This is a genomic window from Rhodococcus sp. Leaf278 (assembly GCF_001426085.1).
In the GTDB taxonomy this organism is placed as follows: Bacteria; Actinomycetota; Actinomycetes; order Mycobacteriales; family Mycobacteriaceae; genus Rhodococcoides.
Genome location: NZ_LMRR01000045.1, coordinates 104861 through 123915, shown reverse-complemented (window position 1 = coordinate 123915; position 19055 = coordinate 104861). Strand labels below are relative to the sequence as shown.

Annotated in this window: 16 protein-coding genes and 1 tRNA gene; 9 read left to right on the top strand and 8 right to left on the bottom strand. The window is 64.2% G+C overall.

Annotated elements, in window-relative coordinates; translation table 11 throughout:
• Positions 1 to 3: 3 nt before the first annotated feature.
• Together ASG84_RS26075 and ASG84_RS26070 are read right to left on the bottom strand one after the other, a co-directional pair.
• The gene (locus ASG84_RS26075) at positions 4 to 2067 is read right to left on the bottom strand and encodes a cytochrome c oxidase assembly protein (protein WP_057479849.1); all 2064 of its coding nucleotides are present in this window, start codon (positions 2065 to 2067) and stop codon (positions 4 to 6) included.
• A gap of 44 nt (positions 2068 to 2111) precedes the next feature.
• Positions 2112 to 3269 carry an XdhC family protein gene (locus ASG84_RS26070; RefSeq protein ID WP_057479848.1) on the bottom strand — a complete coding sequence of 386 codons (1158 nt, stop codon included), beginning with the start codon at positions 3267 to 3269 and terminating at the stop codon, positions 2112 to 2114.
• A gap of 145 nt (positions 3270 to 3414) precedes the next feature.
• On the opposite strand from ASG84_RS26070, the gene ASG84_RS26065 reads away from it, so the two are divergent.
• Positions 3415 to 3487 (top strand) — tRNA-Arg (locus ASG84_RS26065).
• Between the two features lie 62 nt (positions 3488 to 3549).
• On the opposite strand, the gene ASG84_RS26060 is transcribed toward ASG84_RS26065, so the two are convergent.
• Positions 3550 to 4149, bottom strand: coding sequence for a TetR/AcrR family transcriptional regulator (locus tag ASG84_RS26060; RefSeq protein ID WP_057479847.1), 600 nt, complete (start codon positions 4147 to 4149; stop codon positions 3550 to 3552).
• A gap of 95 nt (positions 4150 to 4244) precedes the next feature.
• On the opposite strand from ASG84_RS26060, the gene ASG84_RS26055 reads away from it, so the two are divergent.
• The 3 genes from ASG84_RS26055 to ASG84_RS26045 all read left to right on the top strand — a co-directional run bounded on the left by ASG84_RS26055 (position 4245) and on the right by ASG84_RS26045 (position 8048).
• Positions 4245 to 5708, top strand: coding sequence for an MFS transporter (locus tag ASG84_RS26055; RefSeq protein ID WP_057479846.1), 1464 nt, complete (start codon positions 4245 to 4247; stop codon positions 5706 to 5708).
• Between the two features lie 74 nt (positions 5709 to 5782).
• Positions 5783 to 6925, top strand: coding sequence for a N(5)-(carboxyethyl)ornithine synthase (locus ASG84_RS26050; RefSeq protein WP_057479845.1), 1143 nt, complete (start codon positions 5783 to 5785; stop codon positions 6923 to 6925).
• Positions 6926 to 6938: 13 nt separating this feature from the next.
• Positions 6939 to 8048 (top strand): 50S ribosomal protein L11 methyltransferase, encoded by a 1110-nt coding sequence (locus tag ASG84_RS26045; RefSeq protein ID WP_057479844.1) that lies wholly within the window; start codon positions 6939 to 6941, stop codon positions 8046 to 8048.
• Between the two features lie 55 nt (positions 8049 to 8103).
• Here the strand turns inward: ASG84_RS26045 and ASG84_RS26040 are convergent, their stop codons facing one another.
• The 3 genes from ASG84_RS26040 to ASG84_RS26030 form a co-directional block, all read right to left on the bottom strand.
• Positions 8104 to 8340, bottom strand: coding sequence for a hypothetical protein (locus ASG84_RS26040; protein WP_032379604.1), 237 nt, complete (start codon positions 8338 to 8340; stop codon positions 8104 to 8106).
• Positions 8341 to 8363: 23 nt separating this feature from the next.
• Positions 8364 to 9548 (bottom strand): fatty acid desaturase family protein, encoded by a 1185-nt coding sequence (locus ASG84_RS26035; protein ID WP_057479843.1) that lies wholly within the window; start codon positions 9546 to 9548, stop codon positions 8364 to 8366.
• Positions 9549 to 9609: 61 nt separating this feature from the next.
• Positions 9610 to 10722 carry a ferredoxin reductase gene (locus tag ASG84_RS26030; RefSeq protein ID WP_057479842.1) on the bottom strand — a complete coding sequence of 371 codons (1113 nt, stop codon included), beginning with the start codon at positions 10720 to 10722 and terminating at the stop codon, positions 9610 to 9612.
• 171 nt (positions 10723 to 10893) lie between these two features.
• On the opposite strand from ASG84_RS26030, the gene ASG84_RS26025 reads away from it, so the two are divergent.
• Positions 10894 to 11544, top strand: coding sequence for a TetR family transcriptional regulator (locus ASG84_RS26025; protein ID WP_200936716.1), 651 nt, complete (start codon positions 10894 to 10896; stop codon positions 11542 to 11544).
• Positions 11541 to 12395, top strand: a complete 855-nt coding sequence (locus ASG84_RS26020; RefSeq protein ID WP_156399722.1) for an alpha/beta fold hydrolase — start codon at positions 11541 to 11543, stop codon at positions 12393 to 12395. The genes ASG84_RS26025 and ASG84_RS26020 overlap by 4 nt, the downstream gene beginning before the upstream one ends.
• Here ASG84_RS26020 and ASG84_RS26015 read toward each other — a convergent pair.
• The gene (locus ASG84_RS26015) at positions 12392 to 13714 is read right to left on the bottom strand and encodes an MFS transporter (protein WP_057479841.1); all 1323 of its coding nucleotides are present in this window, start codon (positions 13712 to 13714) and stop codon (positions 12392 to 12394) included. The two genes, ASG84_RS26020 and ASG84_RS26015, sit on opposite strands and share 4 nt — an antisense overlap.
• 82 nt (positions 13715 to 13796) lie before the next feature.
• On the opposite strand from ASG84_RS26015, the gene ASG84_RS26010 reads away from it, so the two are divergent.
• Genes ASG84_RS26010 through cmrA form a run of 3 tightly spaced genes read left to right on the top strand, consistent with a single transcriptional unit; the run spans position 13797 to position 17193 of the window.
• The gene (locus ASG84_RS26010; RefSeq protein WP_057479840.1) at positions 13797 to 14324 is read left to right on the top strand and encodes a PadR family transcriptional regulator; all 528 of its coding nucleotides are present in this window, start codon (positions 13797 to 13799) and stop codon (positions 14322 to 14324) included.
• Positions 14321 to 16366, top strand: a complete 2046-nt coding sequence (locus tag ASG84_RS26005; RefSeq protein WP_057479839.1) for an NADPH-dependent 2,4-dienoyl-CoA reductase — start codon at positions 14321 to 14323, stop codon at positions 16364 to 16366. Before ASG84_RS26010 ends, ASG84_RS26005 begins: the two co-directional genes overlap by 4 nt.
• 23 nt (positions 16367 to 16389) lie before the next feature.
• Entirely contained in the window at positions 16390 to 17193 is an 804-nt protein-coding gene (gene cmrA, locus ASG84_RS26000; RefSeq protein WP_057479838.1) for a mycolate reductase, read from the top strand.
• Between the two features lie 48 nt (positions 17194 to 17241).
• Here the strand turns inward: cmrA and ASG84_RS25995 are convergent, their stop codons facing one another.
• Entirely contained in the window at positions 17242 to 18966 is a 1725-nt protein-coding gene (locus ASG84_RS25995; RefSeq protein WP_057479947.1) for a helicase HerA-like domain-containing protein, read from the bottom strand.
• Between the last annotated feature and the right edge of the window lie 89 nt (positions 18967 to 19055).

Sequence of the window (19055 nt, the reverse complement as noted above, 5' to 3'; positions counted from 1 at the left end):
CGGCTAGCGTTCGCCCGTCTGATCTCGTCTGGCGAGCTCGGCGAACATTGCGTTGTGGGCCGCCAGGTCTGCGTCGTGATCGCGCTCGGCGGCGCGGTCGCCGCGCCTGGCATCTCTGTCGTCGCTCCGAGACCACTGGATCAGCAGCGCCAACATGACGAGCACCAACGGAATTTCGCCGGTGGCCCAGGCGATTCCGCCGCCGAGCTTCTGATCTCCGAGCAGATCGGAGTTCCAGTCCAGTCCCAGGGTCCGGTAGAACCAGGCACCCATGACCGTGTTCATGCTCATCAGGGCCACCCCGAAGAACGCGTGGAACGGCAGCGAACCGAATACCACCGCCAGCTTCGTGACCGGCGCAATCTTGCGCGGCGACGGATCGACGCCGATGACGGTCCAGTAGAACAGGTAGCCACTGAGCACGAAGTGCAGATTCATCAGCAAGTGCGCGCCGTGACTGTCCAGCACGGCTCCGAAAATCCCGCCGAGGTACAGCACGTAGAAGCCGCCGACGAAGATCAGCGCGGCCACGAGGGGGTGAGTCACGAACTGCGAAATTCGACTGTGCAGTCCCATCAACAACCACTCGCGCATTCCGGGGACACCGTTCTTGCCTGCTGCGGGCAGGACTCGCAACGCCAACGTCAGCGCTCCGCCGAGCGCGAGGAGGACCGGTGCCAGCATCGAGAGCATCATGTGTCCGGTCATGTGCACGCTGAACACGGCCGTGGAGTAGCGACCGATTCCCGAGGACGTGCTGATCAGCAGCGTGAGGCAGCCCAGAATCCAGGCGACGGTGCGGCCCACCGGCCACGCGTCGCCGCGCAGCCGCAGACGGCGGACACCGATCAGGTACACCACGGCCATCACGATCGCAGCGGTGCCGAAGATCAGATCGAAGCGCCAGTCGAAGGCCATTCGTGCGAACGTGGGCGGGCCGCTCAGGTCGTATCCGAGTTCGGCTTCCGCGGGTGTAAGGTTGGGATCGATCTCGGCCGGCGGCGGTGTGCGCCCGAGCCCGACGGCCAGGCCGATGGTCGCGGCGAGCACGAGCACCTCGGCGCCGGCGAAGCGAAGCAACGGTCCGCGAGCAGTGGGGTCGGCGACCAGGGCGGGCAGTGCCCGACGACGCTGCATCCACCCGAATCCACCGAGCACGATCAAGGCGGTGATCTTGCCCACGATCAACAGACCGTAGGTGGTGGTGAACAGGTCGCCGATCGAGACCCGAACCATCGCGTTGATGACGCCGCTGATACCCATCACGACGAAGCAGATGCCCGCGATGGTGGAGAACCGGCGCGCTGCGACGTCGGCGTGCGCGCCTGCCCTGCGTACGTGCGCCAGCAACGCGAACAGCCCGCCTGCCCACAGTGATGCGGCCCCGAGGTGCAGGATCAGGCTGTTGGTCGCGATATCGTGCGACCCGCCTGCCGCCGAGTGGCCGCTCAACGCGAGCGGCAACAGTGTCGCGAGGGACAATCCGAGCAGAGCGGGGGTCCAGGTCCACCGCAACACCGTGCGCGAAAAGATGGCCAGCACAACGGCCATGATCGCCGTCCAACGCCATGCACTGGCAATCTCCACTTGATCGAGCGCGATCCACAGGTTCGCCGGCTTGATGGCCTCCGTGAACGGCTGGCCGGAGGTGTCGGACAACGTCAGGGGCACGAGGAGAAGCGCGCACACAGCCCAGACGATGGATGCGACCGAGCCGGTGCGCACCGCCCGGTAGCCGTCGACGTCGAGGACGCCGTTCTTCTGCGGCGGCACGAGAAACGCTGCCAGCAGGAACGACCCGATGGCGATGACGGCGGCGATCTCTCCGATCGCCCGCAAGGCGGGCAGACCGTAGGTAGTGGCCGGACCCGGGTCCGGGATTCCCAGCAACACCAACGCGTCGGAAGCGGAGAGCATCACGATCAGCGCAGCCACCACACCGGCGATGACGCCCGCAGTGACGAACACGGCTGTGGTGGCCGAGCGCGGTTCCCCGTCCATCCCCACATCGTCCGCCGAGAGTTCGGCGGTCGAGGGTGCGGTCTTCGCGACATCCGGTGTTGCCATACCACCAGAGTAGGAGGTGATCGGCGATACCGGAAAGGCGAGTCCTACACAGCGTCGTACTTACCCCCGCGCCCGTCCTCGATCGCATCGTGGTGGATGCGACCGTGTCGGGCCCGTAACGGTTCACCGGTGCCGCCCCAGCGGCGCGCGATGATCTCCGCCGCAATCGACACCGCCGTCTCCTGAGGTGTACGGGCCCCGAGATCCAGACCGATCGGGCTGGCCAATCGAGAGAGCTCGGACTCGGTCAGCCCCGCAGCCCGCAACCGGGCCGTGCGGTCGTCATGAGTACGGCGTGAGCCCATCGCACCCACGAAGGCCAGGCTCGGCAGGCGCAACGCGACCTCGAGCAGTGGCACGTCGAACTTGGGATCATGGGTGAGCACACAGACAACGGTTCGCTCGTCCAACTCCCCCGCCGACCATTGCTTCGCCAGGTAGTCGTGCGGCCAGGCGACGACGACCTGTTCGGCGGCGGGAAACCGCTGCGGCGTGGCGAACACCGCACGCGCATCGCAGACGGTGACGCGGTAGCCGAGAAAAACACCTTGCTGCGCGACGGCGGCTGCAAAATCGATGGCCCCGAACACCAGCATTCGGGGCGGCGGTGCGTGGCTGGAGACGAATACCTCCATGCCCTCACCTCGTCGCTGACCGTCGGGCCCGTACGTCAGGACGGCCGAACGGCCCGACACCAGAAGCCCTTTCGCGTCATCGGCGACGGCAGCATCGGCTCGCGCGCTGCCGAGCGAACCGCGGATGCCGGACTCTCCGACGACCAGCCTTCGGCCGATGCGCTCCGGATCGGTGTGCGACACCACGGTCGCCACGGCGACGGGAATGTTCTCGCGCACGTCCGCCACGACAGACTCGAGTTCGGGGAACGTCTGCCGGGACAACACTTCGACGAAGACGTCCAGTGTGCCGCCGCAGGTGAGTCCGACGGCGAACGCCTCGTCGTCGGACACTCCGTATCGAGTGAGAACCGCAGTTCCGGTGCGCAGGACTTCCTGTGCGAGTTCGTACACCGAGCCTTCGACGCAGCCGCCCGACACGGACCCGACAACCGTGCCGTCCGAGCCGACGAGCATGGCCGCTCCGGCGGGACGCGGCGCAGAATCGAACGTCCGGATCACCGTGGCCACTACTGCGATGTCGCCGGACTGCCAGGCGTGCAGCGCGTCGTCGAGGATGTCGTGCACAGCACCTCCTTCGACTCGGGTCGGAACGTCTCCGAAACCACCGCTTTCCCGCTGCGGCCGTCGCCCAACCCATGCCTGCGCGATCGACGTACCCGGAAAGGTACACTCGTCAACCGTGCTCGAGCGGGTCCGCCCGTACGTGCCAGCCTCCGTAGCTCAGGGGATAGAGCAAGGGCCTTCTAATCCCTTGGTCGCAGGTTCGAATCCTGCCGGGGGCACACCGAAGACCAGGCACAATGAACGTGTCACGTTCGGTTTGCGCCCACCGATATCGGCGATGTCACCGGGTGACCGGCGCACTCCACAGCCCAACCATGGCGTCCACGAGATCCGTTCCGAAGTCCGTCCAACCATCGGGGTTGTTTCTTTCTCGCTCGGCGCTCATATGCACCATCAACTGCCGAACCATGTCTCCGCGTGTCCTGCGCACCGATTCCGGGAGATCGCCGACGCAGCTCAGCACTCCCTCCAGAATCCGGCGCAGGGCGGGCGATTCCAGTGCGGTCTCGTAGATGAGGCCGCGCAGGGTGGGGTCTGTCATGACCTGTGCGCTGAACCGGGCGTAGGACGATGATTCACCGATCGACGCGAGATGCTCGATGTAAGGAAGGACGAGGCACGATACCCAATCACGAAGATCGGTCGAGCCCTCGATGTTCGCCAGCATCCGGATGCGGTGCTCTTCGATAAGCCGCGCATGTTTTTCGACGATCGCCAATACCAGGTCGTCCTTGGTCCCGAAGTGGTAGCCGACGGCCGAACTGTTCCGCTGTCCCGCGCCCTCGCTGACCTGACGATTGGACACCGCGAGCACGCCACGCTCGGCGAACAGCCGTTCAGCGGCCAACAGGATCACGTCGCGCGTGTCGTCGCTGTGCATGAGTGCCCCTCCATTTGCCACGTTCAATCATATGACTTAACTTGTTTAAGTCAGTTGGTTTAAATACTTTACCAACCAATTACCAGAGGAGTGGCATGTCTGCACTTTCACCCGACGACACGACACCGAAAGCACTCGGCACCAACGGGATCGTCGCGGTTCTGGCGTTCGCCGGCATCGTCGTCGCATTGATGCAGACACTCGTCATTCCGATCATCCCGCAGTTGCCGACCCTGCTGAACGCCTCTGCCGCGGACACTGCGTGGGTCGTGACGGCAACACTTCTGGCCGGCGCGGTTGCCGTTCCGGTGATGGGTCGCCTCGGCGACATGTTCGGCAAACGACGCCTACTCCTCGTCGGGCTCGCACTTCTCGTAGTCGGATCCGTTGTCGGCGCGGTCAGCGAGTCCGTCCTGCCGCTGATCGTCGGCCGCGTCCTCCAAGGCCTGGCATCGGGCGTCATCCCCCTCGGCATCAGCGTGATGCGCGATGTCCTGCCCCGCGAGAAACTTGCCGGTTCCGTCGCACTCATGAGTGCCTCGCTCGGAGTCGGCGGCGCGCTCGGCCTGCCGGCCGCCGCATTGATCGCGGAGTACGCGGACTGGCACTTCCTGTTCTGGACGTCGGCCGCTCTGGGCGTCGTCGTCGCCGTGCTCGTCGTTGTCGTCGTCCCCGAATCGACGGTACGAGCCGGTGGTAGCTTCGATTTCCCCGGTGCCACTGCACTGTCGGTCGCGCTCGTGTCGTTGCTTCTCGCGATCTCGAAGGGTTCCGGTTGGGGCTGGACCGACGGAACGACCATCGGGATGCTGGGGCTCGCCGTCGCCGCGTTTTTGTTCTGGGGCTGGTGGGAGCTACGCACGCCGCTACCACTCGTCGACCTCCGAGTGACCATGCGGCGCCAGATCCTGTTCACGAACCTGTCTTCGATCGCCATCGGATTCGCCTTGTTCGCAATGTCTTTGGTCTTCCCACAAGTTCTGCAACTGCCCACCGAAACCGGATACGGATTGGGCCAGTCGATTCTCGCCGCCGGCTTGGTCATGGCCCCCTCGGGAATTGTCATGATGTTCGTCGCGCCGCTGTCGGCTCGCATCACCACTACGCGCGGCCCGAAAACGACACTGATGCTGGGTGCCGTAGTGATCGCGTTCGGCTATCTCATCGGTGCCGTCACCTTGGATGCCGTCTGGCTACTGGTCTTGATCTCGTTGGTGATCGGCGCAGGCATCGGCCTTGCATACGGCGCAATGCCTGCGCTCATCATGGGCGCGGTTCCGGCGTCGGAGACCGGAGCGGCCAACAGCTTCAACACGCTCATGCGTTCTCTCGGAACGTCGTTCGCCAGCGCGGTCGCCGGCGTCATTCTGGCTCAGCTCACCGTCAGCGCAGGCGGCCGAGAGATTCCGTCGGAAGCCGCTTTCCACGTCACGATGGGTGTAGCAGCCGGTGCCGCCGTCCTCTCCCTCGTTCTGGCCGGGTTCATCCCGACGTTGCGTGCGGCATCAGCGCATACCGTCGAGGAACCCGAGGTACCCGAGCTGACCCACGAACGATAGCCATGCGCTGACCAGCGCGAACGCAATCCACCCCAGCTCGCTGTGGTTGACTTGGAGGTAACGAAGGGTCATACGTGCATCAGCTCACTCTCGGAGTCCTCTCACGTTCGCGCAAGCCCGATGAGCGGCGACTACCGATTCACCCACTGCATTTCGATCGAATCGACGCCGATATCCGCGCCCGGATGTTTCTCGAGTCCGGCTACGGTGAACCGTTCGGAATTTCGGACGAACAGCTGGCCACCCAGGTAGCCGGTATTTGCACCCGCGACCAACTCGTCGCCGAGTGCGATGTGATTCTGTTGCCCAAGCCGCAGGCAGAGGATCTCGCATCCTTGCGCCCGGGGCAGACACTGTGGGGCTGGCCCCACTGTGTGCAGGACGAGAAGCTCACCCAGATCGCCGTCGATCGCAAGCTGACACTGATTGCATTCGAGTCCATGAACCACTGGACCCAGGAGGGTTCGTTCAATCTGCATGTCTTCCACAAGAACAACGAGTTGGCCGGCTACTGCTCGGTGCTGCATGCGTTGCAACTGATCGGGTCCACCGGCGACTACGGCCGCCGGTTGCGTGCTGCGGTCATCGGATTCGGAGCCACTGCTCGCGGTGCGGTCACCGCACTCAACGCACATGGCATTCACGATGTGGACGTTCTCACCCAACGCGGCGTCACTGCGGTGAGTTCGCCGATCCATTCGGCCAACATCGTCAATTTCGATCTCGACGACGCCGATCCTCGCCAGAGTCGAGCACTCACTCCGGACGGTCGAGTACCTCTGTCACGCTTCCTGGGCGACCACGACGTCATCGTCAATTGTGTTCTGCAGGATACCAATTCACCATTGACGTTCCTGACGAACCAGGACCTACCCACCCTGGCACCGGGCACGTTGGTGGTGGACGTCTCCTGCGACGAGGGTATGGGATTCGAGTGGGCCAAGCCCACGTCGTTCGCCGATCCCATGTTCACCGTGGGCGACAACGTCCGGTACTACGCCGTCGACCACAGTCCGTCCTATCTGTGGAACTCGGCCACCTGGGAGATCAGCGAATCACTGTTGCCGTATCTTCGGATCGTGCTCGACGGCCCCTCTGCGTGGAGCGCCGATTCCACCATCGAGCGATCGATCGAGATCAGGGGCGGCGTCATCGTCAACCCCAATATCCTTGCCTTCCAACATCGCAGTGCGGAGTACCCGCACACTGCAGCCTGAACGAGAGCGCGGCATGAGCATCACCTGGGTCGAGGACGGTAGCGAGAGGACGACTCGCTGGCAGTCGGAGAATGGCGCTCCCCCGCCTCGGGTGGTGCGCATCGTCGACGACTCGATCACCGCGGACGTGGCCTACAAGCTGGCCACGATCGGCGAGGCCATGCTGTGGCGCGGTGACTACAACAATGCACGACAACTGTTGTCCGCGATGACCCGCCGGGTTCCGCCCGCCAAACGGTCGCCCGACGCGTCGCCCGCCGAGCAGTTTCATCTGCATCGCCAGTACCAGGCGCGCCGCGCTCGAGTGCTCGGAATGCTTCTGGTCGAACTCGATTCGAGTGCCCGCCTCGATCTCGGCCGGGCACCGGATGTCCAGGCCGCAGTGTCGGAGGCCATCGGCCCCGACGCTGCGCCGTGCGTGCTCTCGTTGCGCGAACTCCTCGGCATGGTCGGCGCACACGAGTGGCGTCGCAAAGGCGTCTTCGTCCCGGCTCTGGACGCCTCGATTCACCCGCATTACGGAGTCTTCTCCCCCATTCGCGGTGAGTACATCCACCTCGTCGCCGACGCACCATTGCCTCCCACGGACCGCGCGTTCGACATCGGTACCGGCTCGGGCGTTCTGGCCGCAGTACTCGCCCGCCGCGGCGTGAGCTCGGTGGTAGCCACCGACAAGGACCCGCGGTCGGTCGCGTGTGCACGCGAGAACATCGACACACTCGGCTACACCGATCGAGTCGACGTGGTGCAGACCGACATCTTCCCGTCCGGACGCGCCGGGCTGATCGTGTGCAATCCACCGTGGATCCCCACGAAACCGACGTCGGGCATCGAGCATGCGGTCTACGACCCCGGTTCACGCATGCTGAAGTCCTTCCTGAGCCGCCTCGGTGGGCACCTCACAGCGAACGGCGAGGCATGGCTGGTGCTGTCCGACCTCGCCGAACTGCTCGGATTGGTCACGCGCGCAGACCTTCTCGACGCCATCGACGCAGCCGGACTGATCGTCGCCGACCGCACCGACACCACACCGACACACTCGCGAATCACCGACTCCTCCGATGTGCTGCACGAGGCCCGCTCGCGCGAGACGACGTCACTGTGGAGACTGCACCGTCGCTAGATACGACGAAGCCGCCCGAGCATGGCTCGGGCGGCTTTGTCGACAGTGCTCTACCTCAACGGCGGTCGCGAGTTTCGAACTCTCCGTTGATCACGGTGCCCAGAGGCGCGTCACGCTCCGCCTTCTTCGCAGCTTCCCGCATCTCGATACCGTCGGTGATCAGATCTCCGATTTCACGAGTGACGTCGCGAACCGCTCCGGTGATGATCACCACGATTCGGCCGACATGATTGGCGGCAGATTCGGTGAACTCCTGCACGGTGTCCTTGTTGCGCTCGAACTTTCCCACCAACAGGACCGCCCCCTTCGAAGTCGTCACGCTGCGTCGGTCTTCTTACGCTCGACGATAACACTGGCCGGAGCTGCCGATCCCGTGAGCGAGTTGGGCAGGGCGAGCTTGAAGATCTTGCCCCACACGGTGCCGATCTGATGGAAGAAGCCGCCGGTGTTGTAGGGCAGGTCGTACTTCTCGCACAGTGCCTTGACCTCGGGCGCAATCTGCGGGTAGCGGTGCGCGGGCAGGTCCGGGAACAGGTGGTGCTCGATCTGGTGCGAGAGGTTGCCCGACATGATGTGGAAGAGCGGGCTTCCCTCGATGTTGGCCGATCCCAACATCTGACGCACGTACCACTCGCCCCGGCTCTCGTCGGCGGTCTCCTCCTGGCTGAAGGTCTGAACCCCCGTCGGGAAGTGGCCACAGAAGATGATCGAGTAGGTCCACACGTTGCGGACGAGGTTTGCGGCCACGTTGCCGACGACTGTGGTCGCGAAGAACGGCCCGGTCAGCGCGGGGAAGATCACGTAGTCCTTGAGCGCCTGCTTGCCCGCCTTGCGCCACATGCCCTGCAGCAGCGGCTTGACGTCGTGCCACTTGCGCTTGCCTGCGACGATGTTCTCGGTCTCGAGGTCGTGCAGCATGACGCCCCACTCGAAGAACGTCATCAGCAGGAATGCGTACACCGGATTACCGAGGTAGTACGGGTTCCACTTCTGTTCCTGGTCCATGCGCAGGACGCCGTAACCGATGTCGCGGTCCATGCCGACGATGTTGGTGAAGGTGTGGTGCATGTAGTTGTGCGAGTGCTTCCACTGATCTGCCGGGCAGACGGTGTCCCACTCGAACACCTCGGAGTTGAGGCCGGGCTCGCGCATCCAGTCGTACTGGCCGTGCATCACGTTGTGGCCGATCTCCATGTTGTCGAGAATCTTCGCCACGCCGAGGGCACCGACACCGGCGAGCCACGCCGGCGGGATGAACGGCAGGTACATCAGGGCGCGTCCGGTGATTTCGAGGCCGCGCTGCGCCTTGATGATCTTGTAGATGTATTCACGATCCTCGTCACCGAGCTTGGCGACGGTGCGGGCCCGCAGGGCGTCGAGCTCGCGACCGAGCTCCTCGACCTGTTCGTAGGTCAACACGGTCGGCTCGTCCGGCAACGTTTCGTTGCGGCGAAACGGGAGGACGGCGGTGGGAAGGATCGAGAGAATCGTTCCGAGCATCTGATGATCTCCAATTCGATCGGGTCGAGATGGTCTGTGGCTGAGAGTGTTTCGGTTCGACCTAGATGTCGATGTCGACGTCACCGACGGCAACGGACACACAGAGCTGGATCTTCTTGTCGGACTCGGTGTCGGTCTCGCCGGTCTTGATGTTCTTGGTGCAACCGGATTTCTTCACCGAGGTGCAGGTGAAGCAAATCCCCATGCGGCAGCCGTTGGCCGGCGAGAGACCGGCTGCCTCGGCCTGCTCGAGCAGCGTCTCGCCGTCGTTCTCCGAGGACACATCGCTGCCGGAGAAAGTGGTGGTTCCGGTGACGTCGTCGCCGACGGTGGCGAACGACGGCGTGAACTCCTCGAGGTGCAGCCGCTCGCCGAGGCCGGCGTCGTCGAAGAAGGACCGCACTCCCTTCATCAGTCCGGGAGGGCCGCACAGGAACGTGTCGGCATCTGCGAACCACGGGGCCACGGCATCGAGGTGCTCTTGTCCGAAGAAGCCGTGCAGATCCCCGCCGGTCTTCTGCTCGGTGTACGCGAAGACGATGTTCACGTTCTCGTGCTCGGCGGCGATCTTCTCCAGGTCCTTCTTGTACGCGACGTCGTTCTCGGTGAACGCGTAGTGCAGGAAGGTCAGGTCGCTGCTGTACCCCTCGTCCAGCAGCGACCTGAGCATCGACAACACCGGCGTGATTCCGCTGCCACCGCTGATCAGCAACGTCTTGGCCGGCCGCGGTTCGGGGAGCGAGAATGTGCCGTCCGCCTGCGACAGGCTGACCACCAGGCCGATGTGTGCGTTCTTGTGCAGGTACTGCGACACCAGACCCTCGGGGTGGGCCTTGATCGTCAGTTCGATCCGACCGTCCTTGCGGTATTGCGAGCAGGCCGGCGAGTAGCAGCGTGTCTGACGAACACCGTCGATGACGACACCGACCTGAACGAACTGACCCGCCTTGAAGCCTCTCCACTGACGCGTGGGGCGGATGGTCAGCGTCAGCGAGTCTTCGGTGGACCGATGTATCTCGGTCACTTCTCCGCGAAGGTCCCGAACCGTCGTCATAGGATCGACGAGTTCGAGGTACCGATCGAGCGCGTGGGGTGTGGCCATGGCCTCGAACAGGGAAAGAAGCGAGAACTTGCGTGAACCCGAGGTTCGCGACGGACGTTCTTGCAGCGTCATTCCATCCTCCCTAACCGGATCGAAACCAACGACCCATTCAGTGAACGATTGTGCACTAACATGAGTGTGACAGAGCGACACCGGTACCTGTCAACGTTTATGTGACCGTCGTTACAGAGATGGATCGACCGTCGACGGGTGCCGGGGTGGAACCGGGAGAGAGGTCACAGAATGCGCGCCCATAAACTGGACGTCGTGACAGAACCGGGGACTCGCGCCGAGCGCAAGGAGCGCACGCGTCAGGCCCTCATCGAGGGCACTCTCGATCTGCTTCGCGAACGATCGTTCGCCAGTGTCAGCCTGCGTGAGGTAGCCCGATCGGCCGGCATCGTTCCCACTGCGTTCTACCGCCACTTCGCCTCCATGGAGGATCTGGGTGTCGCGCTCGTCGAGGACAGCATGCGTATGTTGCGTCAGATGCTGCGCGACGCCCGACGCAATCCGAGCGCCAGGACGGCCACCGAATCCTTCGGGATTCTGGTGCGGCAGGTGCGCAGCCACGAAGATCAGTTCCGCTTCCTCAGTCGTGAGCGGTACGGCGGCGTCACCGAGGTGCGCCGCGCCTTCGCCACCGAACTTCGACTGTTCGTCAGCGAACTGACCATCGACCTCTCACGTATGCCGGGACTGGAACGATGGGACATCGCAGATCTGGAGATGACGGCCGATCTTCTCGTGTCGACGATGCTCACGGCCGTGGTCGGCCTACTGGAAATAGACAGACCGGGTAACCAGAACGAGAAGGATCTGATCGAGCGCACGGAAAAGCAGATCCGCATGATCATGCTCGGGATGAGCCGATGGGAACCGCGACGGGCATGACCGTGCGACAAGACGACTACGAAGGGACGTCCATGACCGAGATGGGTATCGGCGAGTACGTGTTCGAGGTTGCGATGTCGGGGCCGGCGGACGGCATTCCGGTGGTTGCGCTGCACGGCTTTCCGCAAACCAACGCGTCGTGGACGAGCGTGACACCCGGACTCGTCGCCGCGGGTTGTCGGGTGATCGCACCCAATCAGCGGGGATACTCCCCCGGAGCCCGCCCGATCGGCGTCGAGCACTATCGCATCGAGCAGCTCACCGGTGACATCCTCGGTCTGCTCGACGCGCTGGATCTACCGTCGGCGCACCTGGTCGGACACGACTGGGGTGCGGTTGTCGCCTGGCACGTGGCGGCCGAACATCCGGACCGCGTACGCACGCTCACGGCAGCATCGGTTCCGCATTCGGCGGCGTTCAACTGGGCCATCCGCAAGGACCCGGATCAGCAGCAGCGGTCGCAGTACTTCGGCCTGCTTCGGGAGCCGGAGAAGGCCGAGCGAGTTCTGGTGGAGAACGACGCCCAGCGTCTGCGTGCAATGTTCGGCGCCGAGAGCCTGGACGACGAGTACGTTCGGCATCTCACCGTCCCCGGGGCGCTGACGGCCGCATCGAGCTGGTACGCCGCAATGACCAGGGAATTCGCGAACCTTCCACCGGTGACTGTCCCCACCACCTACGTGTGGAGCAACGGGGACACCGCCATCGGCCGAGCCGGTGCCGAGCGTTGCGGCGAATTCGTCGATGCGGCGTACCGATTCGTCGAACTCGACGGCATCTCGCACTGGATCCCGGAAGAAGCGCCCGAGGAACTGACGGCCGAGATCCTGTCCCGTATCGACTCCGTCTAGACCCGCTCCGGAGCCCGCACCTTCAGCAGCGCCAGCAGTCCGGCAGCGAGGACGATGATCAACCCGGCGATACCTGCGCGGTCGGCGTCGAACAACCACACGAACAGGCCGAACAGGGACGGCGCGAGGAACGACGCCGCACGACCCGTCGTCGCGAACAGTCCGAAGAACTGACCTTCGCGCCCGGGAGGTGCCAGTCGGGCCAAAAAGGTACGCGCAGACGATTGTGCGGGGCCCACGAACAGGCACAGGATCAACCCGAAGATCCAGAACATCGTCGGCCCCGACACGAACAGCAGAATGGTTCCGGCCGCGATCATGGACGTGAGCGAGAAGACGATGACCTTCTTGGGTCCGATCCTGTCGTCGAACCGTCCGGCAACGATGGCACCGAGGCCTGCGATCACGTTGGCGGCCACGCCGAACAGCAGTACGTCCGCCGCGCCGATACCGTAGACGCTGACGGCGAGAACGGCCCCGAAGGTGAAGACACCTGCCAACCCGTCTCGGAACAGTGCGCTGGCGATCAAGTAGTAGACGGCGCGCCGGTCTGCGCTCCACAACTCGCGCACATCGCGGACGAGAACTCGGTAGGACTCCGCGAATCCGGCCTGTGCAGCCTTGGGATCGGCAACGGCCCTGGGCACTTCGGGAACTGCGAACATCACCGGGATGGCCGAGACGGCGAACCATACGGCCGCGAGTACGGCGACGAGTCTGATGTTCAGGCCACCGTCGGTGGTCAGACCCAGCACGCCCCGAGTGTCGCCGTCGCCGACGATGAAGCCCAGGTAGCACAGGAGAAGCAGCACGATCCCACCGAAATAGCCCATCGCCCAACCGAATCCGGATACCCGACCGATGTTCTCCGGAGTGGAGACCTGCCGCAGCATCGAGTTGTACGGGATACTGGCCAACTCGAACATGATGGATCCGAGGCCGAGCAGCACCAGGCCGAGCCAGAGATAGTGATAGTCGTCCTTCACGAAGAACAGGCCGGCCATGGCCACGACGGTCAGTGCGGTCAACACCCCCAGCAACCATCTGCGCTTGCCGCGCGCGTCGAAGTACTGCCCACAGACCGGCGCCAGGAGCGCGATGACGACGCTCGACAACGCGATGGACCAGCTGAACCAGGTGGTGGCCGAGATCGAGCCGGGAAGGTCGTCACCGACTGCGTCGGTGAGATACACCGAGAAGACGAACGTAAGAATCACGGCGTTGAACGCAGCCGAGCCCCAGTCCCAGAATCCCCAGGCGGTGACCTGTTTCCGAGTGGTTGCGACTCCGACGACAGCGACCTCCGGCTGGGTTCCCATAATTGCCAACACTAGACCGCGGCATCCGAGTTCTAGAGTGCACCTAGTTGCATAGTCACCGCGTTGCATACATACTCTCGTTGTGGCTTTGGAACACGCGATTCTGGTTTCACTCGCCGAGCTCAGTGGCTCGGGGTACGAGCTCGCTCGGCGGTTCGACAAGTCCATCGGCTTCTTCTGGAGCGCAACGCATCAGCAGATCTACCGGACGCTGACGCGGATGGACGAGGCCGGGTGGATCACCGGTGAGGCCGTCGCCCAGGACGGCCGTCCCGACAAGAAGGTCTACTCGGTCAGCGCCGCAGGCCGTGCCGAGCTCGATCGCTGGATCGCCGCGCCGACCGATCCCTCGCAGCTACGCGAGGAACTGGCCGTCAAGATTCGCGGGGCCGCCAACGGTGACATCGACGCTCTGAAAGTCGAAGTCGCCCGCCATCGCGATGTTCACGCCACCCGACTCGACGTCTACCGACTGATCGAGAAGCAGGATTTTCCGGACCCCGCTGCCCTCAGCGGCACCGCGTTGCATCAATACCTGGTGCTGCGTGGAGGAATTCGCGTCGAAGAAGGATTCACCGAGTGGTGCACCGAAGTATTGGAGAAGCTGTGAAGACCGAGCAGACCGCTGGCCCGTATCCGATTCTGTTGTCGCCGTTGGACGTCGGTGCGACCACGCTGAAGAACCGGGTGATCATGGGCTCGATTCACACCGGCCTCGAAGATCGCGCCCGCGACACCGGCCGCCTAGCGGCCTACTTCGCCGAGCGAGCTCGCGGCGGCGTCGCCCTCATCATCACCGGCGGATATGCCCCCAATCGCACCGGTTGGCTCTTGCCGTTCGGAGCCAAGCTGACCAACCGTCTCGAGGCCCGTCGGCATCGGCGGATCACCGCAGCAGTACACCGTGAGGGCGGCAAGATCGCGCTGCAGATCCTGCATGCCGGGCGCTACTCGTATCAGCCGCTGAGCGTGTCTGCTTCGTCGATCAAGGCCCCCATCAACCCTTTTCGGCCGCGGCGATTGACGTCGAGAGGCGTGCGCTGGCAGATCCGAAACTACGTGCGCTGTGCCCGTCTTGCCCAGAGCGCCGGGTACGACGGCGTCGAGATCATGGGCGGCGAAGGATATTTCATCAACCAGTTCCTCTCCGAACGCACCAACAAGCGGCGTGACGAGTGGGGCGGTTCGGCGGGGAATCGCCGTCGGATGGCCGTGGAGATCGTGCGACAGACGCGGGCGGCGGTGGGCCAGGACTTCCTCATCGTGTTCCGGCTGTCCATGGCCGACCTCGTGGAACAGGGCCAGAGCTGGAACGACATCGTCGCGCTCGCCGAGGACGTCGAGGCTGCAGGCGCGAACATCATCAACACCGACATCGGCTGGCACGAATCGCGGGTGCCGACCATCGTCACCTCGGTTCCGCGCGCAGCATTCGCAGACATCACCGGCAAGCTGGAAAAGTACGTCACCATCCCCGTCGCGGCATCGAACCGCATCAACATGCCCGAGATCGCCGAGAACATCCTCGCCCGCGGTGACGCGCAGCTGATCGCGATGGCCAGGCCTATGCTGGCCGATCCGTTCTGGGTCGAGAAGGCAGCCACCGACTCCGCGGACCAGATCAACACCTGCATTGCCTGCAATCAGGCCTGCCTCGACCACGCCTTCGTCCACAAGAAGGTCTCCTGCCTGGTCAATCCTCGTGCGGGCCGGGAGATCGACCTGCAATTGCTACCGACGAAGAAGACGAAGAAGGTTGCCGTCGTCGGAGCCGGGCCCGCAGGCTTGGCAGCAGCCCTCAATCTCGCGCAACGCGGTCATGCCGTCAGCCTGTTCGAGGCCAGGGAAGAGATCGGCGGTCAGTTCGGCATCGCGCGGCTGATTCCCGGCAAGGAGGAATTCGCAGAGACGATTCGTTATTTCTCCAGCGCGCTCCGCACCGCCGACGTCACCATCCATCTGGGCAGTCGGGTCACGGCCGCCGATCTGATCGCAGGTGAGTTCGACGAGGTGGTACTGGCTACCGGCGTCACTCCCCGGATTCCGAGCATTCCCGGCATCGAGCACCCCTCGGTGTTGTCGTATGCAGAGCTGGTGCGCGACGGCAAGCCCGTCGGTGATCGGGTTGCGGTTATCGGCGCAGGTGGCATCGGCATCGACATCTCCGAGTTCCTCACCACCGACGCCTCCCCCACGCTGGACCTGAAGGAATGGAAGCAGGAGTGGGGAGTCACCGAGCCCGAGGCCGCACCCGGGGCGTTGACCACACCGGTGCCTGCGCAGTCACCGCGCGAGGTGTATCTGCTGCAGCGCAAGCCAGGACGCATCGGCGCGGGCCTGGCCAAGACGACCGGTTGGGTCCACCGCGCGGCCCTGAAAGCCAAAGGCGTGCATCAGCTTTCGGGAGTCAACTACGAGAAGATCGACGACGCGGGGCTGCACATCTCGTTCGGAGAGAAGCATGAGCGCGCGCGTCTGCTCGAGGTCGACACCATCGTGATCTGTGCAGGCCAGGAGTCGGTTCGCGATCTGGTCGACGAGCTGCAGGCCGCCGGTACCACCACGCACATCATCGGCGGTGCGGACGTCGCGGCGGAGCTGGACGCCAAACGGGCCATAGAGCAAGGCACCCGGCTCGCGGCCGCGATCTGATCTGTCCGCTAGCCTGTCTCACCGTGAGCCTGCCCAAGCCCAACCCCGATGCCCGCGCCGTCGTCACCGGAGCCTCTTCCGGTATCGGTGAAGCCCTGGCCACCGAACTCGCCGCCCGTGGTCATTCACTCATCGTGGTGGCCCGACGCGGCGAACTGCTCGAGGCGCTCGCCACGAAGCTCACTGCCGAACACGGCGTCACCGTCGAGGTGCGGCAGTCGGATCTGTCGAACCGCGAGCAGCGCCAGGAGCTGGTCACCGAACTGTCCGAGCGTGAGATCTCGATCCTGTGCAACAACGCGGGCATCGCGACCTTCGGACCGGTGGCCGGGCTCGATCCCGCGTACGAGCGTGATCAGGTGGAGCTCAATGCCGTTGCCGTACACGACCTCACGTTGGCGGTCATGCCCGGCATGATCGGCCGCGGAGCCGGCGGCATCCTCATCACCGGTTCGGCTGCAGGCAACATGGCCATCCCCAACAATGCCACGTACGCAGCAACCAAGGCCTTCGTCAACACGTTCTCGGAGTCACTGCGCGGTGAGCTCGCGGGCACCGGCGTCAACGTCACCCTGCTCGCTCCGGGCCCGGTCCGCACCGAGACACCCGACCCGGCCGAGGCCTCGATCGTGGACAAGATGGTTCCCGACTTCCTCTGGATCGACAGCGCCTACACTGCGAAACTGTCGCTGGACGGCCTCGCGAAGAACAAGATGCGCGTCGTGCCCGGCCTGCTGAGTAAGGGCATGTCGGTCGCCGGGCAGTACAGCCCGCGCAGCATTTCCGCGCCGATCATCGGCAGCTTCTACAAGAAGCTCGGCAGCTAGTACCCGAATCCTGGTCGTTCCGCGGGCTCCACTCCCGACTGAGCAAGCTCAGCGCCGCCGACGTCGACCGGTTCCGAAGATGCTGCGCGAGATCTCCCGTCCGGCAGCCGACGCAGCCGATCTCAGGAAGCTCTTGACCGCCGGGTTGCCCATGATGCGCTCCGCGGCCGACGGCCCGTCCGGCTCACTCGGAGGCAGGTCCGGTAGATCGGCGGGCAGAGGCGGAATGTCGAACTTCTCGGCCGGAGCGGGCACATCCGCCACCCGTGCGTTCATGCGCTCGTAGGCGGACTCGCGGTCGATGGTCTCGCGGTACTTCGCAGACAGAGTGCTCGACGACGCGGCCGCCGCGATGGCGTCGTTGCCGATGGTGTCCATCAGGGAGCGAGGCGGACGAATCTTCGTCCACGCCACCGGTGTCGGCGCGCCCTTCTCCGAAAGCACCGTCACGATCGCTTCGCCGGTCCCCAGCGACGTCAGTGCTTTTTCGAGGTCGTACGCGTCGGTCTTGGGATACGTGCGCACCGTCTTGTTCAACGCCTTCTGGTCATCGGGCGTGAAGGCGCGCAGGGCATGCTGAATACGTGCACCCAGCTGTGAGAGCACGTCGTTGGGAACGTCGGTGGGCAGCTGCGTGCAGAAGAAGACGCCGACGCCCTTCGAACGAATGAGCTTGACGGTCTGTTCCACCTGCTGCAGAAAAGCCTTGGACGCATCGGCGAACAGCAGGTGTGCCTCGTCGAAGATGAAGACCAGTTTGGGCTTGTCGATATCACCGACTTCGGGAAGCGTCTGGAACAGGTCCGCGAGCACCCACATCAGGAAGGTGGAGAACATCACCGGGCGGGACGCCTGCGCCCCGAGCTCGAACAGTGTGATGACCCCTCTGCCGTCCGGTCCGACGCGTAGTAGGTCCTCGGTCTCGAGTTCCGGCTCACCGAAGAAGGTGTCGCCGCCGTCTGCTTCGAGGTTGACCAGTGCGCGCAGAATCACCCCGGCGGTCGCCGAGGAGACCCCGCCGATGCCTTTGAGATCTGCCTTCCCCTCGTCACTCGTCAGGTGCATGATCACCGACCGCAGGTCCTTGAGATCGAGCAGGGCGAGCCCCTGGGAGTCGGCCCAGTGAAAGATCAAGCCGAGGGTGGATTCCTGAGTATTGTTCAGCCCCAACACTTTACTGAGCAGAATCGGCCCGAAGGCAGTGATGGTGGCGCGGACCGGTACCCCGATCCCCTCGGTGCCGAGGGAGAGAAACTCCACCGGATGTCCGGCCGGAGCCCAGTCCGGAATCCCGGTATCGGTTGCTCGGCTGCGGATCTTCTCGTTGTCCTCGCCCGGCTTCGACAGGCCCGACAGGTCGCCTTTGACGTCGGCCATGACGACGGGAACGCCTGCCGCAGAAAGCTGTTCGGCAATACCCTGCAGGGTCTTGGTCTTACCGGTTCCGGTGGCCCCGGCTACGAGACCGTGCCTGTTCAGGGTCGCCAACGGAATTCGGATACGAGCAGCCGGATCGGTGACGCCGTCGAGAACCACGGTTCCCAGCTCCAAAGCTGCACCCGCAGAGGCATATCCGGCAGCGATCTCGGCAGCCTTACCGTTCGCTGCCGATGTCGACCCTTGTTCCGCGGCAAGTGCCTCGGCTTCGGCCGCATCGGCTGCAGCCAGCGCTTCGGCAGCCACCCGCGCGGCTTCCACTGCGGCAGCCTTGGCTGCCTTCGCCCTCTCCGCAGGACTGAGTGTGGGTGCCGGCTGCGTCGGGTCGACTGTCATGTCCGCGTCCTCCATGAACGTGTGCTGGTGCTGAACTGGTTTCGATCGCCACCGCAAACCCTAGTGGCATCGCAGCTCGCACTAGGGTG